General features: G+C 72.5%; 13 protein-coding genes. 7 read left to right on the top strand and 6 right to left on the bottom strand.

All coding sequences use genetic code 11. The annotated features are described in order from the left end of the window. Positions 1 to 109 precede the first annotated feature (109 nt). Positions 110 to 700: a ribonuclease FAU-1 family protein gene (locus EHO50_RS18950; protein WP_128431366.1), complete on the bottom strand. Its 591-nt coding sequence runs from the start codon at positions 698 to 700 to the stop codon at positions 110 to 112. Between the two features lie 118 nt (positions 701 to 818). On the opposite strand from EHO50_RS18950, the gene EHO50_RS18945 reads away from it, so the two are divergent. The 3 genes from EHO50_RS18945 to EHO50_RS18935 all read left to right on the top strand — a co-directional run bounded on the left by EHO50_RS18945 (position 819) and on the right by EHO50_RS18935 (position 3,902). Next, a complete protein-coding gene (locus EHO50_RS18945) occupies positions 819 to 2,336 on the top strand; it encodes an aromatic amino acid ammonia-lyase (RefSeq protein ID WP_128431365.1) in 1,518 nt (505 codons plus the stop codon). Further along, positions 2,333 to 3,205 (top strand): MurR/RpiR family transcriptional regulator, encoded by an 873-nt coding sequence (locus EHO50_RS18940; protein ID WP_128431364.1) that lies wholly within the window; start codon positions 2,333 to 2,335, stop codon positions 3,203 to 3,205. The genes EHO50_RS18945 and EHO50_RS18940 overlap by 4 nt, the downstream gene beginning before the upstream one ends. A 109-nt stretch (positions 3,206 to 3,314) precedes the next feature. Further along, the gene (locus tag EHO50_RS18935) at positions 3,315 to 3,902 is read left to right on the top strand and encodes a hypothetical protein (protein WP_128431363.1); all 588 of its coding nucleotides are present in this window, start codon (positions 3,315 to 3,317) and stop codon (positions 3,900 to 3,902) included. 7 nt (positions 3,903 to 3,909) lie between these two features. Here EHO50_RS18935 and EHO50_RS18930 read toward each other — a convergent pair whose 3' ends face one another. The 5 genes from EHO50_RS18930 to EHO50_RS18910 form a co-directional block, all read right to left on the bottom strand. Next, the gene (locus tag EHO50_RS18930; protein ID WP_128431362.1) at positions 3,910 to 4,284 is read right to left on the bottom strand and encodes a roadblock/LC7 domain-containing protein; all 375 of its coding nucleotides are present in this window, start codon (positions 4,282 to 4,284) and stop codon (positions 3,910 to 3,912) included. A gap of 14 nt (positions 4,285 to 4,298) precedes the next feature. Then, positions 4,299 to 4,796, bottom strand: coding sequence for a roadblock/LC7 domain-containing protein (locus tag EHO50_RS18925; protein WP_128431361.1), 498 nt, complete (start codon positions 4,794 to 4,796; stop codon positions 4,299 to 4,301). A 79-nt stretch (positions 4,797 to 4,875) separates the two neighbouring features. Beyond that, complete coding sequence (locus EHO50_RS18920) at positions 4,876 to 5,673, bottom strand: transcriptional regulator (protein ID WP_128431360.1); 798 nt, start codon at positions 5,671 to 5,673, stop codon at positions 4,876 to 4,878. Beyond that, complete coding sequence (locus EHO50_RS18915) at positions 5,670 to 6,062, bottom strand: hypothetical protein (protein ID WP_128431359.1); 393 nt, start codon at positions 6,060 to 6,062, stop codon at positions 5,670 to 5,672. The genes EHO50_RS18920 and EHO50_RS18915 overlap by 4 nt, the downstream gene beginning before the upstream one ends. Positions 6,063 to 6,244: 182 nt before the next feature. After that, positions 6,245 to 7,651, bottom strand: a complete 1,407-nt coding sequence (locus tag EHO50_RS18910; protein WP_425472217.1) for a type III PLP-dependent enzyme domain-containing protein — start codon at positions 7,649 to 7,651, stop codon at positions 6,245 to 6,247. A gap of 146 nt (positions 7,652 to 7,797) precedes the next feature. On the opposite strand from EHO50_RS18910, the gene hutU reads away from it, so the two are divergent. From hutU to hutI, 4 genes are read left to right on the top strand one after another with little or no spacing between them, the layout of a single operon-like run. Beyond that, entirely contained in the window at positions 7,798 to 9,462 is a 1,665-nt protein-coding gene (gene hutU, locus EHO50_RS18905) for a urocanate hydratase (RefSeq protein WP_128431358.1), read from the top strand. Continuing rightward, on the top strand, positions 9,459 to 10,676 hold the full coding sequence (locus tag EHO50_RS18900) for an allantoate amidohydrolase (RefSeq protein WP_246101238.1): 1,218 nt from the start codon (positions 9,459 to 9,461) through the stop codon (positions 10,674 to 10,676). The genes hutU and EHO50_RS18900 overlap by 4 nt, the downstream gene beginning before the upstream one ends. Beyond that, the gene (locus EHO50_RS18895) at positions 10,673 to 12,046 is read left to right on the top strand and encodes a formimidoylglutamate deiminase (protein ID WP_128431357.1); all 1,374 of its coding nucleotides are present in this window, start codon (positions 10,673 to 10,675) and stop codon (positions 12,044 to 12,046) included. The genes EHO50_RS18900 and EHO50_RS18895 overlap by 4 nt, the downstream gene beginning before the upstream one ends. Next, positions 12,043 to 13,341: an imidazolonepropionase gene (hutI, locus tag EHO50_RS18890; RefSeq protein ID WP_128432451.1), complete on the top strand. Its 1,299-nt coding sequence runs from the start codon at positions 12,043 to 12,045 to the stop codon at positions 13,339 to 13,341. The genes EHO50_RS18895 and hutI overlap by 4 nt, the downstream gene beginning before the upstream one ends. Positions 13,342 to 13,356 lie beyond the last annotated feature (15 nt).

Here is a 13,356-nt window from a genome sequence, read left to right as displayed (position 1 = left end):
TGTCAATACTCTGCTGTTAATCCGCGGTAACGGATGGCCGGGGAGCGGGACTGGGTGACCGACTTGGGGGTGTTTCAGGGGTTATGGCGTCTCAGATCGTGGATGGATGTCACTCGTGCCCGAGGGGTACGCGGGCCGGAACGGTCCAGTCGGCCGGTGCTCGCCAGTCACGCCACTGCTCCCACCAGCACGCCCCCCGCTCGATGAGATCCACGACGGAGGCGGCCGCCGCACGGACGGCGTCCGCCTCCTCGGCGTCGAAGCCGCCCGTGCGCACTCGCTCCTCGAAGTGTTCGACGTCCTTCCATCGGTACGGGGAGCCGTCGCCCGGGATGATCAGGTCCAGCTCGTGGTCCAGCGTGTCGAACCCGCGCTCCGTGCGGACGAGGGGTGCCTGGAAGTTGACGTACCACTCCGACAGGGCGCCGTCCTCCCAGCGGCCCCACACGGAATAGCCGTCCCCGGGGCGCTGCAACTGCAGGACCCCGCTGGACTGCCACACGTGCTCGAACTCGATCCAGGGGTGCAGGCCCCACCGGAAGTCGCCGTGCCCGAAGGTGAGCGGCGTGCCCTGGGCCAGGTACACGGCGAGCGCCCGCTCGTCGTCGCTCGCGACCCGCACCGGGTACACCAGCCATTCGCGGCCGGACAGAATCTCCCGCCGGACGACGACCTCACCGCTGCGGAACCGTGACCTCATGGCGCCCGACCCTAGTGGATCATGAGATGTCCCTTGCCCGGCTGTATAACGTCATGCAGAGTTCTTGGTGTCTGAATACGTGGTCGAAGCTGCACGGATTGAGGGGTGTTTGAGCCTTATGTCGTCTCGGATCGTGGACACACCCGGCGCTGTGCACACCGGGCACACCGGCCTGGTCGTCCTCGACGGGATCGGGCTCCGCGTCGAGGACGTCGTACGCCTCGCGGGCGGCACCGCGCGCCCGGTTCCCGCGGCCGACGCGATGAAGCGTGCCGAGGAGTCCTGGGACGCCGCCCGCCTCATCGCCGCGACCGGACGTGTCTACGGCCGCTCCACCGGCGTGGGCGCCAACCGGAACGAGGACGTGCCCACCGACGCCGCCGCCGAACACGGCCTGCGCCTGCTGCGCAGCCACGCCGGCGCCATCGGCGAGGAGCTGCCCGCCCGGCAGGTGCGGGCCATGCTGGCCGTCCGCGCCAATCAGCTGCTCGCCGGCGGTGCCGGCCTGCGGCCCACCGTCGTCACCGCGCTGTGCGAGGCGCTGGAGAGCGGGGCCCACCCGGTCGTGAACGAGTTCGGCTCGGTCGGCACCGGCGACCTCGCGGCGCTCGCGCAGACCGGCCTCGCGCTCGCGGGCGAGCACCCCTGGCGCGGCTCCGGCGCCCCCGAGCCGCAGCAGCTCGACAACAACGACGCCCTCGCGTTCATCAGCAGCAACGCCCTCACCCTCGGCCAGGCGGCCCTGGCCCTGCACGAACTGCGCGGCCTCGTCGCCGCCACCCAGGTCGTCGCCGCCCTGTCCCTGCTCGCCGTCGACGGCTCCCACGAGGCGTACGCCGCCCCCGTGCACGCCGCCCGACCGCACCGGGGCAGCGCCGAAGTCGCCCGCCGGATGCGGGAGTTGATCGGCGCCGAGGACCGGCCGACCCCTCCGCTCGGCCGGATCCAGGACCCGTACGGCTTCCGCTGCCTGCCCCAGATCCACGGTCCCGCGCACGACGCGGCCGACGCCCTGGAGGAGGTGCTCGCGGTGGAGATCAACGCCGCCGCCGAGAACCCCCTCATCTCCCCCGAGGACATGGCCGCCTACCACCACGGCGGCTTCTACCAGGCCCAACTCGCCCTCGCCCTGGACCACTTCCGGCTGGCGCTGACCCAGGTGGCCCGGCTGTCGACGTCCCGCCTGTCCACCCTGAACGAGCCCGCGTACACCCGCCTCAAGCCCTTCCTCGCCGACCACGAGCCCGCCTCGTCCGGCGTGATGATCCTCGAGTACGCCGCCGCGGCCGCCCTCGGCGACCTGCGCGCCTTCTCCGCCCCCGCCTCGCTCGGCCACGCTGTACTCTCCCGGGGCGTGGAGGAGCAGGCCAGCTTCGCCTCGCTCGCCGCACGGCAGACACTGCGCGCGTGCGGCGCGTACCGTCTGGTCGTCGGCTGCGAACTCGTCGCCGCCGTACGGGCGTTGCGGCTGCGCGACCTCAGGCCCGACCCGGATCTTCCGGTGGGCCGGGCACTGGAGCTGGCCGAGTCGGTGCTCGACGACGACCTGGCCGACCGCCCGCTCACCGATGACGTGACGGCGGCGGCAGCACTGCTGGACCGGTTCACGGACATCTGGAGGGGGAGCGCCGCATGAGCGCGGACAGGAACACGAACGGGTCGGCGCACGGGACGGACAGCCCCGCCGCGCGGCTCCAGGCGCTCTTCGAGGGCCACCGGCTCACCCCGACCCAGCGGCGCATCGCGCACAGCATGGTGCGGCAGGCCGCCGACGTGCCGTTCCTGTCCAGCGTGGAACTGGCCGAACTGGCCGGGGTCAGCCAGCCCTCCGTGACCCGCTTCGCCGTCGCCCTCGGCTTCGACGGCTACCCCGCGCTGCGCAAGCACCTGCGCGAGGTCGCGCCCGTGGAGCCGGCCCCGGACGCCGGCTCGTACAACGAGTACCAGCAGGCCGTCGAGGCCGAGATCGAGAACCTCCGGCATCTGGCGGAGGTGCTGGCCGACCCGCGCCCGGTGCAGAAGGCGGGGCGGCTGCTCGCGGCCTCGCGTCCGCTGCCGGTGCTCGGCCTGCGGGCGGCCGCCTCCCAGGCGTACGGCTTCTCCTACTTCGCCGCCAAGGTGCACCCGGACGTACGGCTGCTGCACGAGGGCGGCACGATGATCCACGACCGTATCGACGCCGCCGTACGGGCCGGCGCGACGGCACTGCTCTGCTTCGCGCTGCCCCGGCACCCGCGCGAGGTCGTGGACACCCTGGCGTACGCCAAGGAGGCCGGGCTGACGGTGGTGACGGTGGCCGACTCCGCCTTCGCGCCGGTCGCCAAGGTCTCCGACCTGCTGCTGCCCGCCGCCGTCGGCACGGGCCTCGCCTTCGACACGGCCTGCGCGCCGATGCTGCTGGGCCGGGTCCTGCTGGAGGCGATGTGCGACGACCTGCCGGACGCCCAGGCGCGGCTGGAGGAGTTCGACGCGCGGGCGGTGGCGCGGGGGCTGTTCGTCGAGTGAGTCGTCGAGTGAGTTCCTGAGGGCCGAGCGAGTTCTTAAGGCTCGTCTCACATTGACTGGCTAGCGTGCGCGCACAGCAGCTGGACAGACGTGAGACGGGAGGCGGAACGTGGCACGCGGAGGTGGGCAGGGGCTGGCTCGGGTGGCCGTCGTCGTACGGGCCGGGGCGGCACCGCTGTGGTGGCTCGGGGTGTTCGCGGCGGGCATCGGGGTGCTGGTGCCGGGGCTGACGGGCCGCAGGATCGGCGTCATGGCCGGCGCCGCACTGTTCATCGTCGCGACGGCCGTGGTCGCGTACGCCCGCCGCAGGCGCTACACCGCGCTGAGTCGTTCGGCCGCCCGCGCCGGCAAGCACGACGTGCTCCAGGACCGTGCGGTCGCCGTCCGCAACTGGCGCCGGGGTCACCGCTGGTGGCTGGTGCTCGCCTTCGTCGCCGCGCTGGGCAGCGCTTTCGCCGTGCCTGCGGTGGGCGGGATGCTGCTGGCGGGGTGCGGGGCGGGGCTCCGGCTCAAGGCCGCGTGGCTCGGACGGCTGGAGCGGGCCGAGAACGCCCTGCTGTGGGTACGGGTGGACTGGCTCGACGGCCGGAGCGGCCGGCCCGCGGGCAAGGCGGTCAAGGCCTACCGCAGCACGGGCATCGCGGCGGGCGACGCGGCCCCGGGCGGGGCGCGCCGCCGCACCGCGGCACTGGTGTAGGGCGCGGTCAGACCTCCAGGTCTTCCTCGATCTTCTTCAACTGGTGCCGGGCCATCGCCAGGTTGGCGCGCTTGGCGTCGAGGACCAGATACAGGAAGAGACCGTTGCCCCCGCGCCCGGTGATCAGCCGGATCAGGTGGTACTGGTCGCTGAGGGTGATCAGGATGTCCTCGATGCCGCCCTTGAGGCCGAGGTGCTCCATCGTGCGCATCTTGGCGCGGACGACGTCGGTGTTGCCCGCGGCGGCGACATTGAGGTCGAAGGTCTTGCTGCCGCCCAGCGTGCCGAGCGCCATGCCGCTGGTGTAGTCGACCAGCGCGGCCCCGGTCGCGCCCTCGATGGAGGCGAGGCATTCCTTCAGGGTGGTCTCGGTGTTGGCCATGACGTGTGGTCCTCTCAACTCTCGGTAGTGGTACGCGCGTTGGCGGCAGTACGTGCCGCACGCGCGGTTCTCGTGCGGGTGGGCATGGGTTTGGCGGGCTCCTTGGCGGAGCTCTTGGCGGGGCTCCTCTTCGGGGGCGCCGCGTCGGCGTCGACGAGCTCTCCGATGCGGGCACCGGCGCGGCGGCCCTCCAGGTGCAGCCGGCCGACGTTGACGCCGTCCGTGGCGAGCAGGGTCAGTACGGCGGTGCGTCCCGCGGCGTACGTCGCCACATAGCCGTCCGTCCCGCGCACGAGCAGCTCGCGGAAGTCGCCCCGGCCGGTCGCGTCCGTCACCCGCATCGCGACGCCGAGTGCGGCGGCGGTCAGCGCGGCGAGGCCGTCCGGTTCGACGCCGGGGGTGTCGTGGGCGAGGACGAGGCCGTCCACGCCGGCCGCGAGTGCGCCGGTCAGCTGGGGCACGCGGGCTCTGAGCCGGCGGAACTCGTCGAGTATCGGGGCCTCGGCCGCCATCAGGTTTCTCCTCTCGGCGCGGGACCGCTGCGGCGGGCGAGGCACCCCGTCCGGCTCACGGTCCTCGAACGATTTGCGGTCAAAGGGCCTCCAGCGCATCCCTGACCCTCTTCAGCAGCGCGACGTAGGGATCGGCGGCGGCGTCGTCGGGCGGGTGGTCCTCGGCGGCGGGCGGCGGCTGCGGGGACACGAGCCCCGCGGCGGCCAGCCGCCGTAGGTGCACCAGCGTGTGGAACGCCGGTCTGCCCAGCTCCCGCGCGATGTCGGCGGCCCGCCGTACGCCGTCCACCCGGGCGAGCACGGCGGCCTGCCTCGGCGGGACCGCCGGGGCCGCGACCGGGTCGGCCCGGATCAGGGGTGCGGCGTCGGTCGCCGGGTCGGGCCAGATGCGGCGCAGCAGGGCGCGGCGGCGCAGCGTCTCGCGCTCCAGGGCGGCGACCGGCACGGGGTGCACGGAGGCGAGCCAGTGGGCGGTGCCGTAGCGGAAGCGGCCGGGCGTACTGCTGGGGGCGAGGGCGAAGTACGCGGCGTCGTACAGGGCGCTCGCCTGCGCCAGCTCCAGCGCCCCCGGCGTGACACCGTGCCGCAGCAGCCGCCCCTCGTCGGCGCTGCCCTCGGCGTCCTGCCAGGTCTCGGCGTCGAGGGTGCCGTGCAGCGTGAGGAGCATGCCGAGGCCGGGGGCGAGAGGGCTCTCGGCGTGCACCACCCGCCCCTCGACGAGATGCAGCGTGCCGTGCTCGCGGTCCAGGACGCCGGTGGCCCGCTCCTCCGCGAGCCGGGTCAGCATCGGCGAGACACCGCCCCCGGCCCGCTGGTGTGCGGTCGTCCGGTCCCGGACCGGCAGCCGCGGAGGCGGCGTGGTTCCGACCACGGTCATCCCAGCACCAGCCGCTCGGCCATCTCGCCCAGCCGGATACGGGCCAGCGCGAGGTTGCCGTCCGCGCGGGCCAGCCACAGGTACAGGAACACGCTGCTGTCGAAGGTCGTCGGCACGAACCGCAGTACGTGGTAGCTGTCCCGGTTGCTGAGGATCACGTCCTCGACGGGCGGATCCCCGGCGTCGGCGCCCTCGCCCGGCCCGAACGCGTGCTGCTCGGCGGCCAGCCGCGCCAGCTCCGCCGCCTCGGCGGCCGCCGTCTCGTGGTCACCTCCCGGAGGATCGCCCACGGTGCCCAGGGCCAGCCCGCTGGTCCAGTCGACCAGCGCGGCGCCCCGTGCACCGGGCAGCCGCATCGTCTCCAGCAAGCACTCGTCGATTCCGGGCACCGTCGCTCCCCTCCCGCCTGGGGTTCGGCTGAGTGATGGCCAAACTACGCAACGTGTGTGCGGCGAGTGAGCGTTCGGGCATTTTCCAGTGGAACATGCGCCGAGTGACTAAGGTGGGTCAACTGTCCCTGTTTTCACTCCAGTTGATCACATAACGGCGTACTGCTCCTCGTCGGCGTGCATCAACGGCGCTTCGGCGCGGGCAGGGTGGTGAGCGATGTCGCGTGCGCCCCTCCGGATTCGGCCACGATCTCGTCGAGCGACTGCGGCTCGCGCACGGTCGCGAAGGCGATGCCCCCCGCCTCGTCCGGAGCGAAGCCGTAAACGCCGGGCCGGGCGAGGGAGTTGTAGGCGTAGTGATGTGCGAAGTAGTACGCCCCCGTGTCCACCGCCGCCGCGTAGTCCCCTTGCTCCAGCAACGGCAACGCGCACCCCTCGGCCAGCAGGTCGCCCGAGAAGCAGGCCGGCCCGGCCACGTCCTGCACCACGGCCGGACCCTCCTTCGGGCACCCCTTGCCGTCGTACGCGGAGATCCTCAGCGGCCAGCTCCCCGGCGCGTACACCGTCCGCGTCGCGACCTGCACGCCCGCATGCGTGACCGCCACCGGCCGCCCGCCCGCACTCTTGGCGTACTCGACCCGCGCCACGACCGTCCCGTGCTTGGCGAGCAGTGACCGACCGAACTCCGTGACCAGCCCGTACCGCCCGTCGAACAGCCCCGGCACCGCCTCGTTCAGCAGCCGCGCGTACTGCGCGTACGTCGGTGTCGTCGCGTCCGAGGCGAAGTTCACCGGCAGCCCGCCGCCGATGTCGAGCGTGTCGATCTGCCGCCGCCCGATCCGCCGGTTGATCTCCTCCGCGAGCGCGTACGTCTGGGCGACCCCTTGGGCCATCAGCGCCAGCGGGATGCCCTGTGACCCGGTGTGCGCGTGCAGCCGCGTCAGCCATGGACGGTCCTGGTACGCCCGTACGACCCACTCCCGCGCCCCCTCGTCGCGTAGCGCCACCCCGAACTTCGAGGTCGCCGTGGCCGTGGACGTCGCCTCGATGGAGCCCCCGCCGACCTGCGGATTCACCCGGATCCCCAGCGGGGAGCGGCTGGCGGCCGACCGCACCAGGCCGTCGATGCGGTCCAGCTCCTGCGGATTGTCCGCGTTGACGGCGATGCCCAGCGCCAGCGCCTCCCGCAGCTCGGCCGGCGTCTTGGCGGGCGAGTCCAGCACCGTCATCTCCGGGCGCAGCCCCGCCGCCCGCGCCAACGCCAGCTCACCCGGGCTCGCCACCTCCGCGCCGATGCCCTCCTCGCGCAGCAGCCGCAGCACCGGCACCAGCGGGGTCGCCTTCACCGCGAAGGCGTGCAGCACGGGCGTGCCCGGCGCCACCACCGCGTCGAACGCCGCCCGCAGCGCCGCCGCCGACTCCCGGATGCCGGTGACATCGAGCAGGCCGACGATGGGGGAGCCGGGCCCCAGCAGCCCCTGCTCCACGGCGGCCCGCACCGCCTCGTCCCGCCGGGTCACCCGGTCGGCGTCATACGCCGGTATCTCGAAACCGTTGCCCACTCCGCTGTCCACAACATCCCCCGTCATGTCGTTGTCCGAGCCCATACATCCAGCCAAACATCCGTGACGCGCGAGCGCTGGCCCGCGAACGTATTGACTAGCTCTATTCAGACAGTCAGGATGTGAATACCAACCTCAACAGTTCGCAGTCACAGTCCGCTGGGAGGCAGACCATGTCAGGACCCCGCCCCGTCCGAGCGCCGCGCGGTACGGAACTGAGTGCCCTGGGATGGCAGCAGGAAGCCGCCCTGCGGATGCTGCAGAACAACCTCGACCCCGAGGTCGCCGAGCACCCCGACAAGCTCGTCGTCTACGGCGGCACCGGCAAGGCGGCCCGCGACTGGCGCTCCTTCGACGCGATGGTGCGCACGCTGAGGACGCTGAAGCAGGACGAGACCATGCTCGTCCAGTCCGGTCGCCCCGTCGGCGTCATGCAGACCCACGAGTGGGCCCCCCGCGTCCTCATCGCCAACTCCAACCTCGTCGGCGACTGGGCCAACTGGGAGGAGTTCCGCCGCCTGGAGGCCCTCGGCCTCACCATGTACGGCCAGATGACCGCCGGCTCCTGGATCTACATCGGCACCCAGGGCATCCTCCAGGGCACCTACGAGACCTTCGCCGCCGTCGCCGCGAAGAAGTTCGACGGCACCCTCGCCGGGACGATCACCCTCACCGCCGGCCTCGGCGGCATGGGCGGCGCCCAGCCGCTCGCCGTGACCATGAACGACGGTGTCGCGATCTGTATCGACTGCGACCCGCGCGCCATCGAGCGGCGTATCGAGCACCGGTACCTGGACGTGAAGGCCGACTCGCTCGACCACGCGTTGCAGCTGGCCGTAGAGGCCCGTGACGCCCGCCGCCCCCTCTCCATCGGCGTTCTCGGCAACGCGGCGGAACTGCTCCCGCAGCTCCTCGCCATGGGCGCCCCCATCGACATCGTCACCGACCAGACCTCGGCGCACGACCCGCTCGCGTACCTGCCGCTGGGCGTCGACTTCGAGGACATGGCGGACGCCGCCGCCAAGGACCCGGCGGGCTTCACCACCAAGGCCCGCGAGTCGATGGCCCAGCACGTCGAGGCCATGGTCGGCTTCATGGACGCCGGTGCCGAGGTCTTCGACTACGGCAACTCGATCCGGGGCGAAGCCCAACTCGCCGGTTACGAGCGGGCGTTCGCCTTCCCCGGCTTCGTCCCCGCCTACATCCGCCCCCTCTTCTGCGAGGGCAAGGGCCCCTTCCGCTGGGCCGCCCTCTCCGGCGACCCCGCCGACATCGCCAAGACCGACAAGGCGATCCTGGAGCTGTTCCCGGAGAACGAGTCCCTGGCCCGCTGGATCAAGATGGCGGGGGAGCGGGTGCACTTCCAGGGCCTGCCCGCGCGCATCTGCTGGCTCGGCTACGGGGAGCGGGACAAGGCGGGCGAGCGGTTCAACGACATGGTGGCGAGCGGCGAGCTGGCCGCGCCGCTGGCGATCGGGCGCGACCACCTGGACTGCGGTTCGGTGGCCTCTCCCTACCGCGAGACCGAGTCCATGCTCGACGGCTCCGACGCGATCGCCGACTGGCCGCTGCTGAACGCCATGGTGAACGTGGCTTCGGGTGCCTCCTGGGTCTCCCTCCACCACGGGGGTGGCGTCGGCATGGGGCGGTCGATCCACGCCGGCCAGGTGACGGTGGCCGACGGCACGAAGCTGGGCGGGGAGAAGATCCGCCGGGTGCTCACCAACGACCCCGGCATGGGCGTCATCCGGCACGTGGACGCGGGCTACGACATCGCGGAGTCGGTCGCCGACGAGCGCGGTGTCCGCGTCCCGATGCGCGAAGGTGACGACGCGTGACCTTTCACAGCATGTGGGCGGAGTTGCTGCCGATCGGCCGCAGCTCCGCCTCCGGCGGCTACCGCCGCTTCGCCTGGACCGGCGCCGACCTCGACTGCCGGGCCTGGTTCAAGGAGCAGGCCGAAGCTCGCGGGCTCGCCTACGAGGTCGACCGGAACGGGAACCAGTGGGCCTGGCTCGGGGATCCCGCCGCCGGGGGCGCCGTCGTCACCGGGTCGCATCTCGACTCCGTGCCGGACGGAGGCGCCTTCGACGGGCCGCTCGGGGTGGTGTCGTCCTTCGCCGCTCTCGATGAACTGCGCGGCAGGGGGGTCGACTTCGCCAAGCCCCTCGCCATCGTCAACTTCGGCGATGAAGAGGGCGCCCGGTTCGGGCTCGCCTGTGTCGGGTCACGGCTCGCCGCCGGGCAGCTCACCGTCGACAGCGCCCACAAGCTGACCGACGGGGACGGGGTCAGCCTGCCCCGAGCGATGGAGGCCGCCGGGTACGACCCCGACACCATCGGCGCCGACCCGGAGCGGCTCGCCCGCATCGGTGCCTTCGTCGAGCTGCATGTCGAGCAGGGGCGGGCCCTGGACCTGTCCGGCGACCGGGTCGGCATCGCCAGCGCCATCTGGCCGCACGGCCGGTGGCGGTTCGACTTCCGGGGCGAGGCCAATCACGCGGGGACCACACGCCTCGTGGACCGGCGCGACCCCATGCTGTCGTACGCCGAGACCGTGCTCGCCGCCCGCCGGGAGGCCGAACTCGCCGGTGCCGTCGCCACCTTCGGCAAGATCGCTGTCGAGCCCAACGGCGTCAACGCCATCCCCTCCCTGGTGCGCGGCTGGCTCGACTCCCGGGCCGAGGACCAGGCGAGCCTCGACGCCGTCGTCGGCGGCATCGAGAAGGCGGCCCGTCAGTACGCGGAGGCCCACGGCATCGACCTCGACATCGTCCGTGAGTCCTTCACGCCCGTCGTCGAGTTCGACCACGCCCTGCGCGACGAACTCGGCCGCATCCTGGGCAAGGACACCGACCTCACCGTCCCCGTCCTGGGTACCGGTGCCGGACACGACGCCGGAATCCTCTCCGGGAGCATCCCGACCGCCATGCTGTTCGTACGCAACCCCACGGGCGTCTCGCACTCCCCGGCCGAGTTCGCAGCCGAGGACGACTGTGTGGCCGGAGTCATCGCCCTCGCCGACGTACTGGAAGGACTGGCCTGCACGTGACGCCCACCCAGCAGACCCGTACGTACTGGCTGGAACACGCCTGGCTCGACACCCACGTCGAGCCGGGCGTGGCCGTGACCGTGTCCATGAGCGGCTCCGCCGCGGGCGCGGACGGCCGCATCACCGCCGTCCGTACCGGCGAGGAAACCCCGCCCCCCGGCGCCGAGATCCTCCGCGGGCTCACGCTCCCCGGCCTGGCCAACGCCCACTCGCACGCCTTCCACCGCGCCCTGCGCGGCACCGTCCAGGTCGGCTCCGGCACCTTCTGGACCTGGCGCGAGGTCATGTACTCGTTCGCCGACCGGCTGACCCCGGAGACCTACCACGCCCTCGCCCGCGCCGTGTACGCCGAGATGGCGCTGGCGGGCATCACGGCCGTCGGTGAGTTCCACTACCTCCACCACGCCCCGGGCGGCACCCGGTACGCCGACCCGAACGCGATGGGCGAGGCCCTCGTCGCGGCCGCCGCCGACGCCGGCATCCGTATCACCCTCCTCGACACCGCCTATCTCTCCTCCGGCTTCGGTCAGCCGCCCAACAGCCACCAGCTCCGCTTCTCCGACGGGAACGCCGAGGCCTGGGCCGAACGCTGTTCAGTTCTCAAGGACCAGGATCACGCACGGATCGGGGCGGCGATCCACTCCGTACGGGCCGTGCCCGCCGACCAGTTGGCGACCGTGGCGCGGTGGGCCGAGGAGCGGCGGGCCCCGCTTCATGTGCACCTGTCCGAGCAGACCGCCGAGAACGAGGCGTGCCTGGAAGTCCACGGCTGCACGCCCACCCAGCTCCTCGCCCTGCACGGTGTGCTCGGCCCGCGCACCACCGGCGTCCACAACACCCACCTCACCGCTGAGGACATCTCCCTCATCGGTGGCAGCGGCACCGGCACCTGTATGTGCCCGACCACCGAACGGGACCTCGCGGACGGCATCGGGCCGGCCGTCGCCCTGCAGAACGAGGGCTCCCCGCTCTCCCTCGGCTCCGACAGCCACGCCGTCATCGACCTGCTCGAAGAGGCGCGCGCGATGGAGCTGAACGAGCGCCTGCGCACCCGCACCCGAGGTCACTGGACGGCGGCGGCCCTCTTGCGGGCGGCCTCGGCCGACGGCCACGCGGCTCTCGGCTGGGACGACGTGGGCACCATCGAGCCCGGCGTACGCGCCGACCTCACGACGATCGCGCTCGACTCGGTCAGGACGGCAGGGCCGCTTCCGCGGCTCGGGGCCGAGACGGCCGTATTCGCTGCGTCGGCAGCAGACGTGTCGCATACGGTCGTGGGCGGTCGGCACGTCGTGCGGGACGGGGTCCACACCCTCGTACCGGATGTGCCGAAAGCTCTCGCGGACGCCGTCGAAGCCCTGCGCGGCTGACCCCGGCCCCCTCACCCGCGCGGCCCGCCTGGGCCCCCGCCCCCGAACCCACCGCCGACCAGGCCACCAAGGACGCCATGAGCAACGCGACGACCGTCAGCCCCGCCCACTCCGCGAGCACCGCAAGCACGCTCATCACCAACATCGCCGCCCTGGTCACCAACGACCCCTCCCTCGGTGACGGTTCCCCCCTCGGACTGGTCCAGGACGCGGCCGTCGTCATCGAAGGCGACCGCGTCATGTGGACCGGTGATCAAAGCAAAGCACCCGCCACTGACAATCGGGTCGACGCAGGCGGCCGGGCGGTCATCCCGGGCTTCGTCGACTCCCACTCCCACCTCGTCTTCGCGGGCGACCGGACGCAGGAGTTCAACGCCCGCATGTCAGGCCGGGCCTACAGCGCGGGCGGCATCCGCACGACTGTCGCCGCCACCCGCGCCGCGAGCGACGAGGAACTCGAGGCCAACCTCACCCGTTACCTCCGTGAGGCGCTGCACCAGGGCACCACTACCTTCGAGACCAAGTCCGGCTACGGCCTGACGGTCGAGGACGAGGCCCGGGCGCTGCGCATCGCCGCCGCCCACACCGACGAGGTCACCTACCTCGGCGCCCACATCGTCTCGCCGGACTACGCAGAGGACCCGGCGTCGTACGTCGCCCTCGTCACCGGTGAGATGCTCGACGCCTGCGCCCCGTACGCCCGTTGGATCGACGTCTTCTGCGAGAAGGGCGCCTTCGACGGCGACCAGGCCCGCGCGATCCTCACCGCCGGCAAGGCCAAGGGCCTGCACCCCCGCGTCCACGCCAACCAGCTCACCTACGGCCCCGGCGTCCAGCTGGCCGTCGAACTCGACGCCGCCAGCGCCGACCACTGCACCCACCTCACCGACGCGGACGTGGACGCCCTCGCGAGCGGCAACACCGTCGCCACCCTCCTCCCCGGCGCCGAGTTCTCCACCCGCGCCCAGTGGCCGAACGCCCGCCGCCTCCTCGACGCGGGCGTCACCGTCGCCCTCTCCACCGACTGCAACCCGGGCTCGTCCTTCACCTCCTCCGTGCCCTTCTGCATCGCGCTCGCGGTACGGGACATGGGAATGACCCCGGACGAGGCGGTCTGGTCGGCCACTGCGGGCGGCTCGGCAGCCCTCCGCCGCGACGACATCGGCCGCCTCACCCCGGGCGCCCGCGCCGACCTACTCCTCCTCGACGCACCGAGCCATGTGCACCTGGCCTATCGGCCGGGCGTTCCGCTGGTCAGCGGGGTGTGGCAGAAGGGCATTCGGGTAGGAAGGTGATCCCCGCGGACGCGT

The organism is Streptomyces cyaneus, assembly GCF_004028635.1.
Taxonomy (GTDB): domain Bacteria; phylum Actinomycetota; class Actinomycetes; order Streptomycetales; family Streptomycetaceae; genus Streptomyces; species Streptomyces cyaneus.
This window is presented reverse-complemented; position numbering and strand designations above follow the sequence as displayed.

Bases quoted from the DNA above. Each gene is read 5' to 3' on its own strand.
- EHO50_RS18950 (WP_128431366.1), bottom strand. From the start codon at position 700: ATGAGGTCACGGTTCCGCAGCGGTGAGGTCGTCGTCCGGCGGGAGATT.
- EHO50_RS18945 (WP_128431365.1), top strand. From the start codon at position 819: ATGTCGTCTCGGATCGTGGACACACCCGGCGCTGTGCACACCGGGCAC.
- EHO50_RS18940 (WP_128431364.1), top strand. From the start codon at position 2,333: ATGAGCGCGGACAGGAACACGAACGGGTCGGCGCACGGGACGGACAGC.
- EHO50_RS18930 (WP_128431362.1), bottom strand. From the start codon at position 4,284: ATGGCCAACACCGAGACCACCCTGAAGGAATGCCTCGCCTCCATCGAG.
- EHO50_RS18925 (WP_128431361.1), bottom strand. From the start codon at position 4,796: ATGGCGGCCGAGGCCCCGATACTCGACGAGTTCCGCCGGCTCAGAGCC.
- EHO50_RS18920 (WP_128431360.1), bottom strand. From the start codon at position 5,673: ATGACCGTGGTCGGAACCACGCCGCCTCCGCGGCTGCCGGTCCGGGAC.
- EHO50_RS18910 (WP_425472217.1), bottom strand. From the start codon at position 7,651: ATGACGGGGGATGTTGTGGACAGCGGAGTGGGCAACGGTTTCGAGATA.
- hutU (WP_128431358.1), top strand. From the start codon at position 7,798: ATGTCAGGACCCCGCCCCGTCCGAGCGCCGCGCGGTACGGAACTGAGT.